This window comes from Rhizobium sp. NXC14 (assembly GCF_002117485.1).
GTDB lineage: Bacteria > Pseudomonadota > Alphaproteobacteria > Rhizobiales > Rhizobiaceae > Rhizobium.
Genome location: NZ_CP021030.1, coordinates 4,307,553 through 4,326,443, shown reverse-complemented (window position 1 = coordinate 4,326,443; position 18,891 = coordinate 4,307,553). Strand labels below are relative to the sequence as shown.

Below are 18,891 nucleotides of genomic sequence, written 5' to 3'. Positions count from 1 at the left end.
CGATCACGAAAGCTAACAATCGTTAACAGGATCATGACAGAAGCGCGGCGGCTGTCAATAGTCTAGTCGAATGGTCGTCTTTTAAGGGAACATTATCCTTAACTCCCCCGCCGGCCTTTTCTTTTCAATGGCTTGAAATGATTACCTTTAGGCTTTGACGAAACCCTTGCTCGCGATCATCAAATTTTTCGTGTAATCCTCCTGGACCGCGCCCCGCGCCAGCTCTTCCGAGCTCAATCGTTCGACGACAGCGCCGCTGCGCATCACCGCGAGCCTTTCGCACATATGCGTGATGACGCCGAGGTCATGGCTGACCATGACGAAAGTGAGCTTGCGGTCGCGGCGGATCTGTTCGAGCAGGTTCAGCACCTCCGCCTGCACCGAGGCGTCGAGCGCCGATGTCGGCTCGTCGAGCAGCAGGATCGACGGTTGCACGATCAGCGCCCTGGCGATCGCCACACGCTGTCGCTGACCACCGGAAAGCTGATGCGGATAGCGGAAACGGAAACCAATGCCGAGACCGACTTCGTCGAGCGCGCGGGCAATGCGCTTGTCGCTGTCGGTAACGGCGTGAATCGCAAGCGGTTCGAGCAGCAACCGATCGATCGTCTGGCGCGGATGCAGCGAGCCGTAGGGATCCTGGAAGACCATCTGCACGCGCCGATAGAAGGCCTTGCTGCGCTTCGAACCCTTCAACTCTTCGCCGTCGATGCGGATCGCGCCGCCGCTGATGGGCGCAAGTCCGGCAACGGCGCGCAGCAAGGTCGATTTGCCTGACCCGGATTCACCGACGAGGCCGAAAGATTCACCGCGCTCGACGCTGATGCTGACATCCTTCAGCGCATGAAAATCATCGTAGGCGACACTGAGATTGTCGACGTGGAGGGCTGCGCTCATGCCGCCCACTCCGGCTTGCGGTCGAGCACCGGCAGCGGATGGCGGTTCGCGCCGATTTCCGGCATGCAGTTCAGCAGTCCCCTGGTATAGGGATGCTGCGCATGTTTGAGATCGGCGGCCGCCAGCTCTTCGACGATCTTGCCGGCATACATGACGATGACCCGGTCGCAGAAGGAAGAGACCAGCCTCAGATCATGGGAAACGAAGATCAGCCCCATTCCGCGCTCAGAGACCAGCCTGTCCATGATCCGCAGCACATCGAGCTGCACCGTCACGTCGAGCGCCGAAGTCGGTTCGTCGGCAATCAGCAGTTCAGGCCCGGCAATCAGCATCATGGCGATCATGGCGCGCTGTCCCATGCCGCCCGAAACTTCGTGCGGGTGCAGGTCGAAGACGCGTTTGGGATCGCGGATCTGCACCGCTTCCAGCATGGCGAGCGCCCGTTCGCGCGCTTCCGCTTTGCCGATCTTCTCATGAGTGCGCAGCGTTTCGCAGATCTGCCGTCCGATCGTCATGACTGGGTCGAGCGAATATTTCGGATCCTGCAGGATCATGGCGATGCGCTTGCCGCGCAACCTGCGCCTTTCGCCGGCGGATGCCTTGAGGAGATCGATGCCGCTGAAATCGAGCCTGTCGGCCGTGACGATCCCGTGTTTCGGCGTCAGTCCCATGATCGCCCGGCCGGTCTGCGACTTGCCGGAGCCGGATTCGCCGACGATGCCGAGCCTTTCTCTGCCGAGCGTGAAGGAGACGCCGCGCACTGCCTCGATCAGGCCGGTTCGGGTGGGGTAACTGACCTTGAGCTTGTCGACCGTCAGAAGCGTCGTCATCGGCCGCTCTCCTTCGGATCGAGCGCATCGCGCAGGCCGTCGCCTAAGAGATTAAAACCGAGACTGACGATGAGAATGGCGATGCCGGGCATGGCCGCGACCCACCACTGATCCAGAATGAAGCGCCGGCCCGAGGCGATCATCGCGCCCCATTCCGGCAGCGGCGGCTGTGCGCCGAGACCCAGAAAGCCGAGGCCGGCCGCTGTCAGAATGATGCCGGCCATATCGAGCGTCACACGCACGATCAGCGAGGAAATGCAGAGCGGCATGACATGGCGCACGATGATGCGGAACGGCGAGGCGCCCATCAGCTTCACCGCCGCAATGTAGTCGGAACGCCGGACCGTCAGCGTCTCGGCCCGAGCGATGCGGGCATAGGGGGGCCAGGAGGTGATGGCGATGGCGATGACCGCGTTCTGGATGCCGGGGCCGAGCGCGGCGACGAAGGCGAGCGCCAAAACCAACTTCGGAAAGGCAAGAAAGATATCGGTGATGCGCATCAGCGTCGCATCCACCCAGCCTCCGGCATAACCTGAGACCGTGCCGACGATCAGCCCGATCGGCGCGGAGATGATGGCGACGAGCACGACGACGAACAGGGTCAATCGCGATCCATAGATCAGCCGTGAATAGATGTCGCGGCCCTGATCATCCGTGCCGAGCAGGTAGCCGCTCGTTCCCGGCGGCAGCAGGCGGGCATTGCGGAGATCGCCGAGGACGGGGTTGTGCGTGGCGAGGAGATCCGCGAACGCGGCGACGAGGAGCAGGGCGACGATGATCAGCAGGCCGACGACGGCAAGCCTGTTGGCCGTGAACTGCCGCCAGGTGACGTAAGCGCGGCCGAGACGGGCTTGCCTGCGCGATTGCGGCCGGTCGGAAAGCAGCCATTCGCGGCGGCTCATCGCAGGAGAGGGGCTGGCAGGAGCCGTCATCGGTTTCGCGTCCTCGGATCGAGCGTCCGGTAGAGAAGATCAGACAGAAGATTGATGCCGATGAAGATCGTCCCGATGACGATCGTGCCGCCGAGCACGGCGTTCATATCGGCGTTCTGCAGCGAATTGGTGATGTAGAGCCCGATGCCCGGCCAGGAAAAGACGGTCTCGGTCAGCACCGATCCTTCGAGCAGCCCGGCATAGGAAAGCGCGATGACGGTGACGAGCGGCACGGCGGCATTGCGTAGCGCATGGCCCCAGATCACCCGTGTTTCCGAAAGACCTTTGGCACGCGCGGCGACGATATATTCCTGCGAAAGCTCGTTCAGCATGAAACTGCGCGTCATGCGGCTGATATAGGCAAGCGAAAAATAGCCGAGCAGCGACGCGGGCAGGATGATGTGGCGGAAGACGTCATAGAAGACATCCCATTGCCCCTGCCAGGCGCTGTCCAGAAGATAGAAGCCGGTGATCGGCGTGAAGGTATATTCGAAAACGATGTCGATTCGGCCGGGAAAAGCCACCCAGCGCAGCTGCGCATAGAAGATGACGAGGGAGATCAGCGCCAGCCAGAATATCGGCACCGAATAGCCGATGAGACCAATGACGCGTACGATCTGGTCGGCAATGCTGCCGCGGCGCACTGCGGCGAGAACGCCAAGCGGCACGCCGACGCAGGCGCCGATCAGCGTTCCCAACGTCGCGAGCTCGATCGTCGCCGGCATGACCCGGCGGATGTCGACCATGACAGGATTGGTCGTCAGCACCGAGTTGCCGAAATCGCCGGACAGGACGCCTTTGATATAGATGTAGAACTGCTGATAGAGCGGCAGGTTGAAACCCATCTCCTGGCGCACCCGCTCGACGACATGGGTGGGAGCGCGGTCGCCGAGAATGGCGAGCACGGGATCGATCGGTACGACTCGGCCGATGAAGAAGGTGACGGCCAGCAGGCCAAGATAGGTGGTGACGGCGGCGAACAGGAACCGCCCCAAAGCCTTGGCGAAGGCGCCGGCACGGCCCTTGCGGGGCCGCGCCTCCTGCCTGGTTTCGATGGTGCTCACGCCGTTGATCCCGCCGGATTATTCCTTGGCGATCGGACCGACGAAGTTGGTGTCGAAGCTCGGCCCCAGCTTGAAGTCCTTCAGATTCTTCCGATAGCCCGCTACCTCGGTCTGCTGGAAGATGATGACGAAGGGGCTGTTGGCAAGGAACTTCTTCTGGATATCCTCATACATTGCCGCGCGCTTGGCGTTGTCGCGTTCAAGCAGGGCCGCCTTGGTTTGCTTATCGAGTTCCGGCGCTTCCCAGGTGTTGCGCCAGGCGAGTGTCTTCACCGTGCCCGCATCCGAATTGTCAGGATTACTCGTGAAGGTATCGGCATTGGAGTTCGGATCGAAATAATCCGATCCCCAGTTACCAATATAGATGTCGTGGGTGCGAGCGCGATATTTGGTCAGCGTCTGCTTGCCGTCACCCGGAATGATTTCCAGCTTGACGCCGGCCTGCGCCAGCGTCTGCTGCATGGATTCGGCAATACCGGTCACCGGCTGGGTGTTGCGCACATCCATCGTCACCGAGAAGCCGTCCGGAAGGCCGGCCTTGGCAAGGAGTTCCTTGGCCTTGGCGACATCAAGCTTGTAGGGATTTTCATCGAGCGCGCCGAGCTGGCCCTTGGGCAGGAAGGTCTGATGAATCTCGCCGATTCCCTTGATCAAGGTTGCGCCGATCGCATCGTAGTCGACCAGATACTTGAAAGCCTCCTGGACTTCAGGCTTCTTCAGGTTCTCGTTCTTGTTGTTCAGGCTGACATAGTAGATCGTGCCTTTCGGCGCACTTGTCGTGGCGAGATCGGCATTCTTGGAAACGGCGTCGATATCGCCAGGCTCCAGATTGCGGGCGATGTCGATATCACCAGCTTCGAGCGCCAGCCGCTGGGCCGAACTTTCCTTCATATAGCGGTAGATGACGCGGTTGAGCTTGGCCTTGTCGCCGTAATAATTGTCGTTCCGCTCAAGCACGACGACTTCGTTTGCCCGCCATTCGCGCAGTTTGAAGGCGCCGGAGCCGGCATAACCGGTCTTCAGCCATTCATTGCCGAAATCATTGTCGTATTTATGCTCGGCATCCGGCGTCACCGCCTTCACATGTTCCATCACGAGCTTCTTGTCGACAACCGAGGCGACGGTCGCCGTCAGGCAGTTGAGCACGAAGCTCGGGGCATAGGCCTTGTCCACGGTGAAGACGAAGGTATTGGCGTCAGCCGCCTTGGCCTTTTCGGTGACATTGTCGCCCGTCAGGCCGAACTGGGTGAGGATGAAGGCCGGGCTTTTGTCGAGCTTGACGGCGCGTTCGAACGACCATGCAACGTCTTCGGCGGTAATCGGATTACCGGAGGCGAACTTCAGGCCGGGTTTCAGCTTGAACGTGTAGGTGAGGCCGTCATCCGAAACGCTCCAGCTCTCGGCAAGATCACCCTTCACCTTGGACGTGTCGGCGAGATCGAGACGGACGAGCAGGCTGTAGCTGTTGCTGGTGATCTCCGCGGTCGAAAGCTCGAAGGCTTCGCCCGGATCCATGGTGATGATGTCGTCGATGGCAAACCCTTCGACCAGCGTGTCCTTGGGCGTCTCGGCAAAGGCGGCCGGTGCCGTCATCATCAGGAGCGAAATGGCGGCTCCTGCGGAAAGTAGGCGGAAATTGTGGCTGAGCTTGGCGATCATCATGGTCTGTTCCCCTGTTCTTGATTGATTACGAAGCGTTTTGTCGGTCATGTCCCATTAAAATATTGTCCGTTTTCAGTGCGTCGAGAGGCGCGCCGCACTTTAGGCGTGGTCCTCCCGCCAAGCTTGCGCCAGAATACGAAGCCAATTTTCACGGGCAAGTTTCGTGAGGTCGGCCTCACCATATCCAACCTCCCGGAGAGCGGCAATCAGCTTCTGATTGCCGGCCGCGTCGCCGATTTCTTCCGGAATGGTTGCGCCGTCGAAGTCCGATCCGAGGCCGACGCAATCGATGCCAATGCGGTTCACCAGATAGTCGATGTGGCGGATCATATCGGCAAGCGGTGTGTCGCTGTCCGAGCGACCGTCGGGACGCAGCATGGCGGTGGCATAGTTGATGCCGACGAGCCCGCGGCTTTCGCGGATCGCATCGAGCTGCCTATCCGTCAGATTGCGCGCCACCGGCGTCAGTGCATGCGCATTGGAATGGCTGGCGACCAGCGGCTGGTCCGTCGTCTTCGCTACGTCCCAGAAGCCCTTTTCGGTAATGTGGGCGAGGTCGATAAGGATACCGAGGCGATTGCACTCCCTCACCAGCTCGAAACCGGCCTCGGTGAGCCCGGCCGCCGTATCCGGCGACATCGGGAAAGCGAAGGGCACGCCATGTCCGAAGACGTTGTGCCGGCTCCAGACCGGGCCAAGCGATCGCAGTCCCGCTGCATAAAATAGTTCGAGAGCCGAAAGGTCGGGGCCGATAGCCTCACAGCCTTCCATATGCATGACGGCGGCAAAGATGCCCTCCTGCATTGCGCCGCGGATGTCCTTAACCGTCCGGCAGAGCCGCCAGGCGCCTGCCTGGTCGAGCCGCAAAGCGATCGCCGCCATTTCGGCGGCGATGGCAAGCGACGGCAGCGGATCGAGAGGAGCCGCCATCGGCGTGATGTAGCGGCCATCGGCATCCGGATCGGCGAAGACAAGATCGCCCGAGGGAATGTAGATGGCGCAGAGGCCGCCTGAGAGGCCTCCTTCCCTGGCGCGACGCGCATCGATATGGCCGGCCGTCGTTCCGTCTGCGAATTCCGCGATCGGGTCGCTGCCGTCTTTTGAATGTGTCCAGAGCCGGAGGAGAACGTCGTTGTGGCCGTCAAATACGAATTGCATCTGTCTTCCTGCGCTGCCCGAGCGGGCCAATAAGCGGCAGAATAGAAAAGCTGACGGAATTCGCCACCTCTTTTTTTGGACATCGGCATCGTGGAGCATCACCAAAAGCGAAACGGGGGCCGAAGCCCCCGCAAAATCATCGGATCACATGGTCGTGCTCAGTGCTTGCGGCGCTTCTTTTGCCGGTAGACGTCGATGACGACGGCCGCGACGATGATGAACCCCTTGACGATCTCCTGATAATAGGCGTCGATCCTGAGGAAGGTGAAGCCCGAGGTCATGACGCCAAGAATGATGGTGCCGATGACGGTGCCGGTGATGCGCCCGACGCCGCCGGTGAGCGAGGTGCCGCCGATGACGGTCGCAGCGATCGCGTCCAACTCATATCCGACACCCATGCTCGCCTGCGCGGTTTCCGCGCGTGCCGCCGTGACGATGCCGGCGAGACCAGCAAGCAATCCAGCAATCACATAGACTTTGACGAGGTGCGCTTCGATGTTGATACCGGAAACGCGGGCGGCCTGGGGGTTCGCGCCGATGGCGTAGGTGAACTTTCCATAGCGGGTGTAGCGCAGCGCGATGTGGAAGATCAGTGCAACAACGAGGAAGACGACAACCGGCCACGCCTTGGTCCCGATGAAATGAAACTGCTCGGTGATACCGGAAACCGGCTGCCCCTTCGTATACCACTTGGCAACACCTCTGGCGGAAACGAACATGCCAAGCGTTGCAATGAACGGAGGGATCTTCGTATAGGCGATGAGCGCGCCGTTCGCCAGACCCGCCGCCGCTCCGATCAGCAGACCGATCATGATGGGCACGAGCGCCGGAAGATCGGTCAGCGAGGGGAAAACGGCCCGCCCCCAGGTGGAGGACTGGGCGAAACTTGTCGCGATCATCGCCGTCATGCCGACGACGGAGCCCGATGATAGATCGATGCCGCCTGTTATGATGACCTGCGTGACGCCGACGGCGATAATGCCGATGACGGAGACCTGCAGGATCATGATTGTCAGGCGCTGCGAATTCATCAGGAAGCTTTGGCCGATGAAAATCCAGCCGAGCGCTTCATAGATGAGCGCGATGCCGACAAGCACCAGGAAGATGCTGAGTTCCGGCGGCATACGCCGCCGTCTCTGCCGGGTTGCGAGCGGGGCCGTACCCTCTGCTGCCTTGGTACTCATATCAAACCTCCCTTAGGCGATTCCAAGCTGCGCATTACCGCGCAGCCAGTTCCATCACCTTGATCTGCGTTGCTTCATCGCGATTGAGGAAACCGGTCACCAGGCCCTCATGCATGACCATGATGCGGTCGCTCATGCCGAGAACCTCGGGCATTTCGGATGAGATCATGATAACCGCCACGCCGTTTCGCGCCATTTCCGTGACCAGCCGATGGATTTCCGCCTTGGCGCCGACATCGATGCCGCGCGTCGGTTCATCGAGGATCAGGATCTTCGGATGGGTGAGCAGCCAGCGCCCGATCAGTACTTTCTGCTGATTGCCGCCCGAAAGGTTTTCCACCCGCTCGTAAAGATTGGGGGTTTTTACGCGCAGCCTTTTCGCCATGTCTTCGCAGGTCGCCTCGAGTGCTCCCTGCTGCACGAAACCACCCTTGACAAATTTGTCCTGCAGGACGGCGATCTGCATGTTTTCCAGAATATCCAAGATCAACAGGCAGCCGGTGTCTTTGCGATCCTCCGTCAGGAATGCCATCTGGTGACGGATCGCCTCGGTCGGCGAGGAAATCGTCACCGGCTTGCCGAACAGTTCGATCCTGCCGGAGCTTGCCGGCGTCACGCCGAACAGTGTTTCGGCGACATTCGACCGTCCGGAGCCGACGAGGCCGGCCACACCGAGAATCTCGCCGGCCCTGACCTCGAAGGAGACGTTCTTGAAGACACCGTTGAGGCAAAGATCCTTGACGGAGAGCACGACCTCGCCGATCGGCACCTGTTCCTTCGGAAACATCTGGGTGATCTCACGCCCGACCATCATGCGGATGATGTCGTCGCGGGTGACGTCGGTCGAGGCGTGCGTACCGATATATCGGCCATCGCGGAAGACGGAAAACTCGTCGGCGATCTCGAACAGCTCGTTCATCTTATGGGTGATGTAGACGATGCCGATTCCCTCAGACCTGAGGTCGCGGATGATGCGGAAAAGATGCTCGACCTCGCGCTCCGTCAGGGCCGAAGTGGGTTCGTCCATGATGAGGACATCGGAATTATAGGAAACCGCCTTGGCGATCTCGACCATCTGCCGGTTGGCGACCGAGAGGTGCCGGACTTCGATATCGGGATCGATATCAATATTGAGCCGGGCAAACAGCTCCTCGGTCATGTTATGCATCACGCCATGGTCTATGAAACCGAAGCGGTTCTTCGGTTCGCGGCGGATCCAGATATTTTCGGCCACCGTCATGAACGGCATCAGGTTCAGCTCCTGATGGATCATGGCTATGCCGTTCTCCAGCGCATCGAGCGGAGATTTCAGCTGGATCTCGACCCCTTTGAGGCGAATATCGCCTTTATCGGGCGTATAGATTCCGGCGAGGATCTTCATCAACGTCGATTTACCAGCGCCGTTTTCACCCATCAGCGCATGCACTGAGGCGCGTTTCAGCCGAAACTGCACGTCATCGAGTGCGACGACGCCGGGAAACTCCTTGCGGACGCCCTCGGCGCTCAAGAGAAACTCCGCATTCGGAACGGCGCCGCTCGCACGCACGGCTGCCATGGTTGTCGGACTGACGGCCATATCATCTCCTCCGGATACGGACAGGCTGAAAGGATGCGGGCAGAGCCCGCATCCTCCTTGGCACTCGCCTCAGTTCTTGGCGACGAAGTCCTTGACGTTTTCTGGGGTGACGAGCTGGAAGGGGATGTAGACCTTCTTTTCGACCTTTTCGCCCTTGGCAAGCTTGAGCGCCGTATCGAGTGCGCCCTTGCCCTGGCCGGCAGCGTCCTGGAATACGGTGACGTCGAGGTCACCCGCCTGCATGGCGGCAAGCGCGTCCTGGGTGGCGTCGACGCCACCGATAACAACCTTGCTCATATCCTTGCCGGCTGCCTTCAGCGCCTGGATGGCGCCGATAGCCATTTCGTCGTTGTTGGAGATCACAGCGTCGAATTCGATGCCGCTGGAGAGCCAGTTGGTCATCAGGTCGGCGCCCTGGGTGCGATCCCAGTTGGCCGTCTGCTCTTCGACGATCTCAAGGCCCTTGCATTCATCCGTCTTGATGACGTCATGAACGTCCTGGGTGCGCATGCGGGCAGCCTGGTTGGAAAGCTCGCCCATGATGACGACGGCCTTGCCCTTGCCACCGAGAATGCGGCAGATTTCCTTGGTTTCCAGCGTGCCGGATTCCTGCTCGTTGGAAGCGACGAAGGCCTGCTTTTCCGGAAGCGTGTCGACGTTGACCGGCTGGCGGTTGACGTAAACCAGCGGAATGCCGGCATCGGCGGCGAGCTTCGACATTGCCGTGGTCGCATCGGTATCGACGGGGTTGACGATGATGGCATCGACCTTGGAGGCGATGAAATTCTGGATCTGGCTCTGCTGCTTGGAAACGTCGTTCTGTGCGTCTTCGACCTGCAGCGTGACGCCGGAAAGCGTTTTGGCATAATCGGTCATGCCGTTGCGCAGAACGGTCAGGAAGTTGTCGTCGAACTTCGCCATAGAGACGCCAACCGTTTCCGCGTGGGCGGCCGTCGACATGACGAGCGCCATCGCAGTGCCCAGGATAAACTTTTTCATTTTCACTTCCTCCACAAAGCGGTGCCCGGCTGCACCCTCCTCACGCCGGAGCTCCGGGCATCTGCCCTGAAGCCGCAATTTGCTGCGCCGCCTCTCCCGCGGCGTTCCGAAAACGGAACAAACAAACCGTAAAATTTGTTCTGCGGAATATTCATTCCATTTTCTGGGAAAGACGTCAAGCCTCTCTTTAGCGGCACTCGGGATATTGATGGGGCAATGCATGGGAATTGCGCGTGGCACACGCGTTCGGCGGCATTGCGCACGAAGCGGGCAGCCTCCATCTATGGAAAGGTCGAAGACAGGCCCCGCCGCAGGCCCTTCGACATCGCCGCGGCCCCTCATTTTGAAAATTCTGGAGACAGACTGATGTCCATTTCGATCTATCGCCTTACCGTTCCGATGTTCCAGCGCGGCCTCGCCAGCCTGAAGACCTATCTCGATAAGGCTGAAGCCTATGCGAAGGAAAAGAATATCGATCCCGCGATACTCGTCTCCGCGCGGCTTGCATCCGACATGCTGCCGCTCGCCGGCCAATATCAGCGGGCCAGCGACAGCGCCAAGTTCACGCTCGCCCGCCTGACCGCAACCCACGCGCCAAAGTTCGAGGATAACGAGACGACTATCGAGCATTTGCGCGAGCGCCTGGCAAAGACAGAAGCCTATCTCGCCGGCTTCTCGGCGCAAGCCCTGGAGGGCGCGGAAAGCCGACAGATCACTCTGCCGGGCAAGAGCGGCATCGTGCTGCCGGGTGACGAATATGTCACCACCTTCGCCCTGCCGAACTTCTACTTTCACGTCGCCACCGCCCACGCCATCCTGCGCAACCAGGGCGCACCGATCGGCAAGCGCGACTATCTCGGTTGATTGGAGGCAATTCCAGTAGCGGTTTTGCTGGACTTGGCCAATAAAGAGAGCATTCCCGGCATTCGAAGAAGACGGAAACGCTCTACCGGGGTCGGTGCGTCACCGGCCCCTTTTCCGTCAGCTCGGTATAGGCAAGCGTCTGGTCGAGATGCCGCGCTCTCAGCGAGAGCAACTTCTCGGCATATTCAAGCCGGATCGCCGCATAGGCTGGATCGGCCGCGACATCGTCGAGCTCCATCGGATCATTGCTGAGATCGAAGAGCAGCGGCGGCAGTGCGGCAAAATGCACATATTTGAACCGATCGTCGCGGATCACTGCGAGGTTGCATTGGTTCGGCCCCAGCCCGAAATGCCGCTCCGCCTCGCCCTTGGCGATGTCGCGGAAATCGAATTCCCAGAATATCGCGTCGCGCCAGCCTTCGACGACCTCGCCCGTGATGAACGGCATCAGCGACCGACCGTCGCGCCCGTTCTTTGGCTCGATGCCGAGCCTTACGCACAAGGTGGGAAAAATATCCGCAGCGCTGGTGAAATCGTCAACGATCCTGCCGGCCGCAGCGTTTGCGGGATCGCGGATGATCAACGGGATATGGTAGCTGCCATCGAAGAAGCCACCCTTGCCGAGCGTCCAGTGATCTCCCGCCATCTCGGCGTGGTCCGAGGTGAAGACGACGAGCGTATTCTCCCAAGCGCCCGCATCCTTAAGCGCCTGCCAGATCCGGCCGAGCTGCGCATCGACCTCTGAGATCATCCCGTAATAAATTGCCCGGATCGCCGCGAAGTCCTCGCTGCTCCAGGCGCTGAGCGGCCCTTGCGCCCCGTGAATGAAGCTGCCCTTGTCGGTGAGCGGCATGGCATAGGCGAGATAGGGATGAGCTTCCTGTTCCGCTTCGCGGTTTTCCGCACGCGCAAAGGCCGGCCCGTCATCCGGCTTGTACATCCGGTTGAACGGCGCCGGCACTGAGAATGGCGGGTGCGGACGCAAGAAGGAGACATGCGCAAACCACGGCCGGTGCTGTTCGCCCATCCAGCGAATGAACTCGCCGGCCAGGAAGGCGGTCTGGGTTTCATCGCTGGAATAGGCTGGTGCAGCATCGGAAATTTCGCCGGCTCGCGCACCGACGGGGATGTGGATGTCGCGGCTGACGGCATTTGCATGCCTACGTGACCTGAGCCATGAGAGCCATTGCCGCTCATGCTCGGGCAGGAGTTGGCGAGCGGTAAAACCCGGCAACACGCCTTCGTAGGTGGTCAGATGCGGGTCAGCCGCATCCATGCCGCGCGGATCGGGCGCCGTGTCGGTATAGCCGAACAGCGTTGGGTCGTATCCCGCCCGCCGGGCCGCTAGAGCCAGATTGTCGAAGCGAGCGTCGAGCGGCGTACCATTGCGGCAGACGCGGTGGTTCATCTGATAAAGGCCGGTATAAAGCGTGGCCCGGGCCGGAGAGCACGGGGCGGCCCCGGCATAATGCTGCCGGAAGAGCGTGCCTTCGCGCGCCAGTGCATCGATGTGAGGTGTTTTCACACAAGTATGACCGACCGCCGACAGGCAGTCGCCACGCCATTGGTCGGCGGTAATCAGCAGAATATTAGGCCGGCGGAGCTTCTCAATGCTTTTTGGCTCAATGCTGCTTGACTCAATGCTGGTTGGATTTTGCATGCCAGTTCCAGGCGGACCTTATGATCTCGGACAGATCATACTGCGGCACCCAGCCGAGCACGTCGCGCGCCTTGTCGTTGTTGGCGACCAGCGTATGCGAATCCCCTTCGCGCCGGCCGATATATTCGACAGGGAAGGGTCGGTTCGACACGTCCTCGATCGCGCCCAGCAATTCCCTGACCGTCGTACCCGTGCCGGTACCGAGGTTGAGCGCGACGGAATCGCCGCCCTTCAGCAGATATTCGACGGCGCGCACATGCGCGTCGGCAAGATCGAGCACATGGATGTAGTCGCGCACGCAGGTGCCGTCGCGCGTCTCGTAGTCGCTACCGAACACCTTGAAGCCCTGGCGACGGCCGAGTGCGGCGTCGATCGCCAAGGGAATCGCATGCGTTTCCGGCTGGTGCCACTCGCCGATCCGACCTTCGAAATCAGCACCGGCCGCATTGAAATAACGCAGCACCACCGAGCGCAGGCCCTTGTACTGGTCGTAATCGGCAAGCGCCTGTTCGACGATATATTTCGTCCGCCCATACGGGTTGATCGGCACCTGCCGGTGCGTCTCGTCGAGCGGTACGCTCTGTGGCAGGCCATAGGTGGCGCAGGTGGAGGAGAAGACGAAGGCGTTGACGCCGGCCGCCTGCGCCGCCGAAAGCAGCGTCAAAGTGCCGATCACATTATTTTCATAGAATGAAACCGGATCCTTGACCGATTCGCCGACCTCGATCAGCGCCGCGAAGTGAAGGATTGCCGCCGGCTTGTGCTTGACCAGCACCTCGTCCAGCCGGACACGATCGCGAATGTCGCCCTCTTCAGCCGGCCCCCATTTGACGAACTCGCGATGGCCGTTCGAAAAATTATCGAAGACGACAGGCCTATAGCCCTTGTTCGCCAGGTCGAGGCACGTATGCGAGCCGATATAACCGGCGCCGCCGACCACAAGAATCGTTTCACCTGCCATGCACCACCCTTAATTATCAGTGAGAGATGGAAGAAACCTAGACGAGATACACGTCAATAAAAAGAAGGAACTTCGATCGGCGCGAGCGGACAATACGTCAAATGCCGAAACCGGCGGTTTTGCGATTTGGCCGAAACGGGGAAGTCGATCAATTATTCGCGTGATTTGCATGACCGCCCGATTTAAGCGGCTTGTACCATCGGGCGATGCTCTACGATCCGCGACAGACAGCAAGGAGAACGGGAATGAGGAAGGCATTGATCGTCTGGGGCGGCTGGCAGGGCCATGAGCCGGAACAATGCGCCCATATCGTCGCCGATCTCCTGCGCGAGGACGACTTCGCCGTGGAGGTGACCAGCGATCTCGGCATATTCGGATCTCCGATCCTGGCCAAGGCGGATTTGCTGGTGCCCATCATCACCGGCGGAACGCTGGAAAAGCCCCATGCTAGCGCCCTGGTCGAAGCCGTGCGCGGAGGTCTCGGACTCGCCGGCCATCACGGCGCGCTCGCCACCTCCTTCAAGGAAAGCGCACCTTTCCGCTACGTCTGCGGCGTCACCTGGGTCGCCCATCCCGGCAACATCATCGATTTCCGTGTCGCCGTCACCCGCCAGGACGATCCTGTCATGGAGGGCATTCCCGACTTCGACTACCGTTCGGAGCAATATTATCTGCATTACGATCCGACGGTCGAAATCCTTGCGACCACCACTTTCACCGGCGCCTACGATCCGGCGGCGCGCAATGTGGTGATGCCCGTCGTCTTCAAACGCCATTTCGGCGCCGGCCGCATCTTCTATTCCGCACTCGGCCATGTCGCCGCCGAGTTCGACCATCCCTTTATGCCACTCATCCTGCGGCGCGGCCTCGGCTGGGCCGCCCGCCAATAGTATCAGGACGACACATTGCTGCATCCGGGCGGGATGAGTGCTTCAATTCGACTGGAAAACCTTTTAACGCGCCGCTTTCAGCTGAAGGCCGTTCTCGACGGCGGGGACCGCCCGTCATAGACCCGCATCAGCCGTCCGGCCGCCTTCAGTTTCTCGATAAGGTCATTTCCGTCGGGCGAGGCTTTGGTCAATTCCAGTTGCTCGAATTCCTTGAGCGCCTGCATCCAGTGGCTTTCCCCGCGCCCCTCGGGCCGGCCTTCCGATTCCCACAGCGAATAAGCGCGCTGGCTGACCCAGGCGTCCCGATTGTGACTCATAACAAACCCCAGCCGAAAAATTTGGAAGCAAATTTCGATAGCCGACAAGGTGCCACAGTTGGCTTTAGGAGTGGTTACGAGGCAACGTTAGTTTTTAGATAATGCGAAGAGATGCGGATACTTAGGCCCTGATAAAGTAATAGGAACCGGCGGCAGAATTGCCGCACGTATCGTGCTGCGGCCCTTGCCAATACGGCAAAGGCCGGAGCACTGGAGGCAATCAACGGCGTTCCCGTTTGCGACGCCAGGGTGCGTCCTTCTGCCAGTCGCCGGCCATGATGCTTCCATACGGAACGACCTCGTCGACCACCTCGGCCAGACCGTAGTGCTCAATCTGCGCACGCACATTGGCGGCGGACTTGTAGGCGCTCGGCAGTTCCGAGACGTCGGCAAAGCCCGAGAAGAAGCGAACGTCCAGACCCGCCGTCTCCTTTTCCATGATCGCCGCCATGTTGTTCGGGCTCAAGCCGCGGGCATCCGCGCCATATTCTTCCGCCAGGCGCCTGATATGGGCGCTGCGCGAGAAATTACGGCCGGCGCCGTGTGGCGAGAAGCCGAGGCCATGGACGGCGTTGGAGCCGCGGACGATCAGGATCGGTTCCGCCATGTTCAGCGGAATGATCGTCAGATCGGTGGCATCCTCCGCCCATTTGTCGAAGGCCGGCGTCGCTCCCTTGCCGTGATAGAAGAGGCCGTCCGATTTCCGGAAAACGAAATTGTGCTCGTTCCAGAAACGATCGGCCACCTTCGCCGAGAGTGCCTTTGCCGCCATGTCATGCACGACATAATGGTTTTCCCTCGTCCACTGCCGGATGGCCTGCAGAGCCGACCAGTAGAGGTCGCCCTCTTCGGTGTCGGCGGGAATCCATGCATTGTCCCGCAGGGTTTCCGGCGAGATCTGCTCGCGAAAGCGGTTCGCGGCCTTCATGCCCTTGTCGTAGAGCCGGGCACCCGGTGCACGCGACCCGTGATGGGTGACGAGCGCGGTCTCGCCGGTCGATTTTATCGTTCCGACAAAAGCGAAATGATTGCCGTCGCCCTGCGTGCCGAAATGTTCGATGCCGGCGCTCAGCGCCCCGTCCCGCAGGAACGGGTTCTGCTGGAAGGCAGACAGTGTCGCTTCGGAAGGCTTGATCTGCGCACCGCGCGGGCGGCCACCAGGCCCGAAATGCGTTACCGCATGCACGGCGTCGAGAAGCGATTTCGGATCGACATCCGGAAAGATCGAGATTGCCATGGAGCAGCAGATGTCAGCCGAGTGCATCCCCGGATGGATCGCCTCGGATGCCACGACACCGCCAACCGGAATGGTGCCGACCGGCCCGGCCGGGCAGGCGTCCGGCATGATCGCCGCAGCCCGCACGACCGGCGTGCGCACCAGCGCCCGCATCGTAGCATTGACCTTTTCGACATTGTCCTGCTCGAAGGCGTTCTCGGCGCGGATATTGGAATAGATCTCGATATCGTTATCCGATCTCAGGGCGAGCGTCGGCCCCGGCTGAAAAGCCCTTGCTGCTTCAAGCGCCTCCGCGGCCGAACCGCCCTGGCTCAAAACCCTGTTGGCCGCATCGAGAGCCGGACGAAACCACTTGCCCTGGCTCATGCCTGCGTCGATCAGATCCTGTCCGCTCATTATCTCGGTCATCTTCTTTTCTGCGTCTGCAGTCCTTCTTCTCGGTTACGTTTCATGCTCGCCTGGGCGACGATTTTCCCGGACGCCAGGCATTTTTGCAGCGGCGACAAAGGTGGACGAAACCGAGTGGCCCCGCTCGTGCCAGAGAGCGCTGCCGGGACAGGAGTCGAACCTGTCAGGCCACCTCGATACGGAGGCTGTAGTTTCGTCCGGCATTCGCCGCTGCAATTCTCGTCATGGCGACAAGTCCTGAGGAAACATCTTGCGCATCCTTCTCCCTTTCGGGATTCGGGCGACAAGGCGGGCCTTGAACCCGCGCCCGGGATTACCGATGTAGTTTTCCCGGCATTCGCCATGTCTTTAACATGTCTTTCGATTGGTCCGTGACGACGAGATGTGGTGGAACACCCGCTCTATCCGCTGAGCTACGGGTCCTTGTTTTTTGGGGGACCCGACGGGATTCGAACCCGCGACCTGGAGAGTGACAGTCTGTAGTTCCATCCGGCATTCGTCACGGTGCCTCGCGCCGTTCACTGGCGGCGCGAAGCAATTTCAAAGATCGGTCGCCTCGATCCTGCGAACCCATTCGCCCGGGCCGGACTTGCCGGCTGCGAAGCTGGTGATGGCTCCGTAGACGGCATCCGAGAAGCCGCCGATATTCAGCACGTCCTCTCCCGCTGCCGGCGTCTGGACGTAGGGCTGGATGTCGAGGCAGACCAGCTTCGCCGCCGGGTTCAGCCTCTTGATCCACGCCCATTCAGCCATCATCGCGGTCGCCTGGCCGTGCCCCCGCGCATCCATCCAGGACTGGTTGTCCGAGACGAAGAGCACGAGGTCGACCGCCGCTTTCTCCTTTGCCAGCAGCCGCAGCGGCGCGGAGCAGTTCGTTCCGCCACCGCCGACTGCCGCGAGCTTCGCCGCATTGGTCATCACGCTGTCACGCCCGTTCAGCTGGACGTTCACGACGTCCTGTTCGAACGGGATGATACGCGTCTGCCGGTTACGCCGCAGGAACGACGCAGCCACGAGTGCTGCGACATCGATGCAGCGGACGGTTGATGTCGCGCCCTTTCGGTAGCCGGTGACGGGGGACGACATGGAGCCGGAGACATCCGGGCAGACCACGACATTACCGCCGATCGTCGGCACGCTGGAGACTGCCACCTCCATCGCATCCTGCACAGCATCCGCAACGACAGCCGGAACCGACCGGTTCGCCATATGCCACGCCACCATCAACTGGTAGGGGAAGACACGCGCCTTGCGCACCGCTTCCGGATCGGCGATCCGCGCAGCAAGCCGTGCGGCCATGCCATCCACCTCGAACACGCCGTTTCGAGCAAAGGTGTTGAGGTTCTGGCGCACCATCTGCCACGAGCCCTTCAAGGCGATTTCCGACCACTGCTCCCTGCTCAGACCAAGCGAGGTCAGCATCTGGAACGGTACGGGCGGCAGCGGCAAGCCGTTATTGCGCTTGAATGCTTCGAACGCCTTTACCTCCGCCGGCAATGCGGCGATGTCATACGGCTTGCCGATCGCCCAGGCGTAGAGCGCACGACGTTCCGCGTCTCGCGGCTTCGGATGTACCATCCGGATCACATCCGGCAGCGACGGATCATTGCCGACTATCGCATGCAGAAACTGTTCCGTCGTCACCCGGTCGAACCAGGCCTGCACCATCTTCTTCGGCCGCGATCCGAGCGATTTTCGGCCAGTCACACCTGACCGCATGACCTGCACGAAGCCGCGCAACATCTTGCTGCTCTTCACGACACGCGGAAACGCCCGCGCAAAGGCATCGCTTTCGAGGCCCGAAAGCATCGCCAGCAGCATGACCGGCATGTCCTTCATATGGCCCTTCTCCGCCGCGTAGACCGCAAGCTTTGCCAGGAATTCCGGCTCGACCTCCGCGCCAAGGCGCATCACGGCATCGAGCTGTTCCCCGGCATCCGCATAGAACGTGTCGCCGAATGTTCCGGTGACGGCATATTGCGCCAGGGCTTCACGCGGCGAGAGAGCATAGGCTCCTGCGCCTTCGTGGTTGGTCGTCGTCGTGCCGGCGAGCAGCTTTCCGAAATAGGATCTGAAGATTGCCTTGTTCACCATGGCAGCACCTCTTTGATTTGGTTCTGCCGAATACAATTCAAGTGGCGTGCCAGTCTCTAGAATCCGCGACAAGGTTTCCGCGAAATAGATCATAAACCTTTGATTCTCAATATTAAAATTTATAAGAGAATTTCTGCCTTGCAAATTGCCAAGTTCGA

15 protein-coding genes and 1 pseudogene are annotated in these 18,891 nt (G+C 60.5%); 2 read left to right on the top strand and 14 right to left on the bottom strand.

The features are described from left to right. Window positions 1-147 precede the first annotated feature (147 nt). From NXC14_RS21150 to NXC14_RS21110, 9 genes are all read right to left on the bottom strand, one after another. Window positions 148-897 (bottom strand): ABC transporter ATP-binding protein, encoded by a 750-nt coding sequence (locus tag NXC14_RS21150; protein ID WP_085780235.1) that lies wholly within the window; start codon window positions 895-897, stop codon window positions 148-150. Then, a complete protein-coding gene (locus tag NXC14_RS21145) occupies window positions 894-1,727 on the bottom strand; it encodes an ABC transporter ATP-binding protein (protein ID WP_085779796.1) in 834 nt (277 codons plus the stop codon). The genes NXC14_RS21150 and NXC14_RS21145 overlap by 4 nt, the downstream gene beginning before the upstream one ends. Next, window positions 1,724-2,659, bottom strand: coding sequence for an ABC transporter permease (locus tag NXC14_RS21140; protein ID WP_085779795.1), 936 nt, complete (start codon window positions 2,657-2,659; stop codon window positions 1,724-1,726). The genes NXC14_RS21145 and NXC14_RS21140 overlap by 4 nt, the downstream gene beginning before the upstream one ends. Then, entirely contained in the window at window positions 2,656-3,723 is a 1,068-nt protein-coding gene (locus NXC14_RS21135) for an ABC transporter permease (protein WP_085779794.1), read from the bottom strand. Before NXC14_RS21135 ends, NXC14_RS21140 begins: the two co-directional genes overlap by 4 nt. Before the next feature lie 18 nt (window positions 3,724-3,741). After that, entirely contained in the window at window positions 3,742-5,385 is a 1,644-nt protein-coding gene (locus tag NXC14_RS21130) for an ABC transporter substrate-binding protein (protein ID WP_085779793.1), read from the bottom strand. Window positions 5,386-5,484: 99 nt separating this feature from the next. After that, window positions 5,485-6,543 (bottom strand): dipeptidase, encoded by a 1,059-nt coding sequence (locus NXC14_RS21125; protein WP_085779792.1) that lies wholly within the window; start codon window positions 6,541-6,543, stop codon window positions 5,485-5,487. Window positions 6,544-6,701: 158 nt separating this feature from the next. Then, a complete protein-coding gene (locus NXC14_RS21120) occupies window positions 6,702-7,727 on the bottom strand; it encodes an ABC transporter permease (RefSeq protein ID WP_085779791.1) in 1,026 nt (341 codons plus the stop codon). 34 nt (window positions 7,728-7,761) lie between these two features. Further along, complete coding sequence (locus NXC14_RS21115; protein ID WP_085779790.1) at window positions 7,762-9,303, bottom strand: sugar ABC transporter ATP-binding protein; 1,542 nt, start codon at window positions 9,301-9,303, stop codon at window positions 7,762-7,764. A gap of 69 nt (window positions 9,304-9,372) precedes the next feature. After that, the gene (locus NXC14_RS21110; protein ID WP_085779789.1) at window positions 9,373-10,302 is read right to left on the bottom strand and encodes a sugar ABC transporter substrate-binding protein; all 930 of its coding nucleotides are present in this window, start codon (window positions 10,300-10,302) and stop codon (window positions 9,373-9,375) included. A gap of 366 nt (window positions 10,303-10,668) precedes the next feature. Here NXC14_RS21110 and NXC14_RS21105 point away from each other — a divergent pair, with 366 nt between their 5' ends. After that, window positions 10,669-11,166: a DUF1993 domain-containing protein gene (locus NXC14_RS21105; protein ID WP_085779788.1), complete on the top strand. Its 498-nt coding sequence runs from the start codon at window positions 10,669-10,671 to the stop codon at window positions 11,164-11,166. A gap of 82 nt (window positions 11,167-11,248) precedes the next feature. On the opposite strand, the gene NXC14_RS21100 is transcribed toward NXC14_RS21105, so the two are convergent. Together NXC14_RS21100 and galE are read right to left on the bottom strand one after the other, a co-directional pair. Further along, window positions 11,249-12,826, bottom strand: a complete 1,578-nt coding sequence (locus NXC14_RS21100) for an alkaline phosphatase family protein (protein ID WP_085779787.1) — start codon at window positions 12,824-12,826, stop codon at window positions 11,249-11,251. Next, window positions 12,804-13,787 (bottom strand): UDP-glucose 4-epimerase GalE, encoded by a 984-nt coding sequence (gene galE, locus NXC14_RS21095; protein ID WP_085779786.1) that lies wholly within the window; start codon window positions 13,785-13,787, stop codon window positions 12,804-12,806. Before galE ends, NXC14_RS21100 begins: the two co-directional genes overlap by 23 nt. A gap of 245 nt (window positions 13,788-14,032) precedes the next feature. Here galE and NXC14_RS21090 point away from each other — a divergent pair, with 245 nt between their 5' ends. Then, window positions 14,033-14,677 carry a ThuA domain-containing protein gene (locus NXC14_RS21090; RefSeq protein WP_085779785.1) on the top strand — a complete coding sequence of 215 codons (645 nt, stop codon included), beginning with the start codon at window positions 14,033-14,035 and terminating at the stop codon, window positions 14,675-14,677. A 63-nt stretch (window positions 14,678-14,740) separates the two neighbouring features. Here the strand turns inward: NXC14_RS21090 and NXC14_RS21085 are convergent. From NXC14_RS21085 to NXC14_RS21075, 3 genes and pseudogenes are all read right to left on the bottom strand, one after another. Further along, window positions 14,741-14,994, bottom strand: a pseudogene (locus NXC14_RS21085) (DUF2934 domain-containing protein). Between the two features lie 220 nt (window positions 14,995-15,214). After that, window positions 15,215-16,627 (bottom strand): RtcB family protein, encoded by a 1,413-nt coding sequence (locus tag NXC14_RS21080; protein ID WP_085780234.1) that lies wholly within the window; start codon window positions 16,625-16,627, stop codon window positions 15,215-15,217. Window positions 16,628-17,179: 552 nt separating this feature from the next. Next, entirely contained in the window at window positions 17,180-18,733 is a 1,554-nt protein-coding gene (locus NXC14_RS21075; protein WP_085780233.1) for a TROVE domain-containing protein, read from the bottom strand. Window positions 18,734-18,891 lie beyond the last annotated feature (158 nt).

Excerpts from the sequence above, each read along its gene's own strand:
- NXC14_RS21140 (WP_085779795.1), bottom strand. The coding sequence starts at position 2,659 with ATGACGGCTCCTGCCAGCCCCTCTCCTGCGATGAGCCGCCGCGAATGG.
- NXC14_RS21130 (WP_085779793.1), bottom strand. The coding sequence starts at position 5,385 with ATGATGATCGCCAAGCTCAGCCACAATTTCCGCCTACTTTCCGCAGGA.
- galE (WP_085779786.1), bottom strand. The coding sequence starts at position 13,787 with ATGGCAGGTGAAACGATTCTTGTGGTCGGCGGCGCCGGTTATATCGGC.
- NXC14_RS21075 (WP_085780233.1), bottom strand. The coding sequence starts at position 18,733 with ATGGTGAACAAGGCAATCTTCAGATCCTATTTCGGAAAGCTGCTCGCC.
- NXC14_RS21150 (WP_085780235.1), bottom strand. The coding sequence starts at position 897 with ATGAGCGCAGCCCTCCACGTCGACAATCTCAGTGTCGCCTACGATGAT.
- NXC14_RS21110 (WP_085779789.1), bottom strand. The coding sequence starts at position 10,302 with ATGAAAAAGTTTATCCTGGGCACTGCGATGGCGCTCGTCATGTCGACG.
- NXC14_RS21105 (WP_085779788.1), top strand. The coding sequence starts at position 10,669 with ATGTCCATTTCGATCTATCGCCTTACCGTTCCGATGTTCCAGCGCGGC.
- NXC14_RS21145 (WP_085779796.1), bottom strand. The coding sequence starts at position 1,727 with ATGACGACGCTTCTGACGGTCGACAAGCTCAAGGTCAGTTACCCCACC.
- NXC14_RS21100 (WP_085779787.1), bottom strand. The coding sequence starts at position 12,826 with ATGCAAAATCCAACCAGCATTGAGTCAAGCAGCATTGAGCCAAAAAGC.
- NXC14_RS21080 (WP_085780234.1), bottom strand. The coding sequence starts at position 16,627 with ATGAGCGGACAGGATCTGATCGACGCAGGCATGAGCCAGGGCAAGTGG.
- NXC14_RS21090 (WP_085779785.1), top strand. The coding sequence starts at position 14,033 with ATGAGGAAGGCATTGATCGTCTGGGGCGGCTGGCAGGGCCATGAGCCG.
- NXC14_RS21120 (WP_085779791.1), bottom strand. The coding sequence starts at position 7,727 with ATGAGTACCAAGGCAGCAGAGGGTACGGCCCCGCTCGCAACCCGGCAG.
- NXC14_RS21125 (WP_085779792.1), bottom strand. The coding sequence starts at position 6,543 with ATGCAATTCGTATTTGACGGCCACAACGACGTTCTCCTCCGGCTCTGG.
- NXC14_RS21115 (WP_085779790.1), bottom strand. The coding sequence starts at position 9,303 with ATGGCCGTCAGTCCGACAACCATGGCAGCCGTGCGTGCGAGCGGCGCC.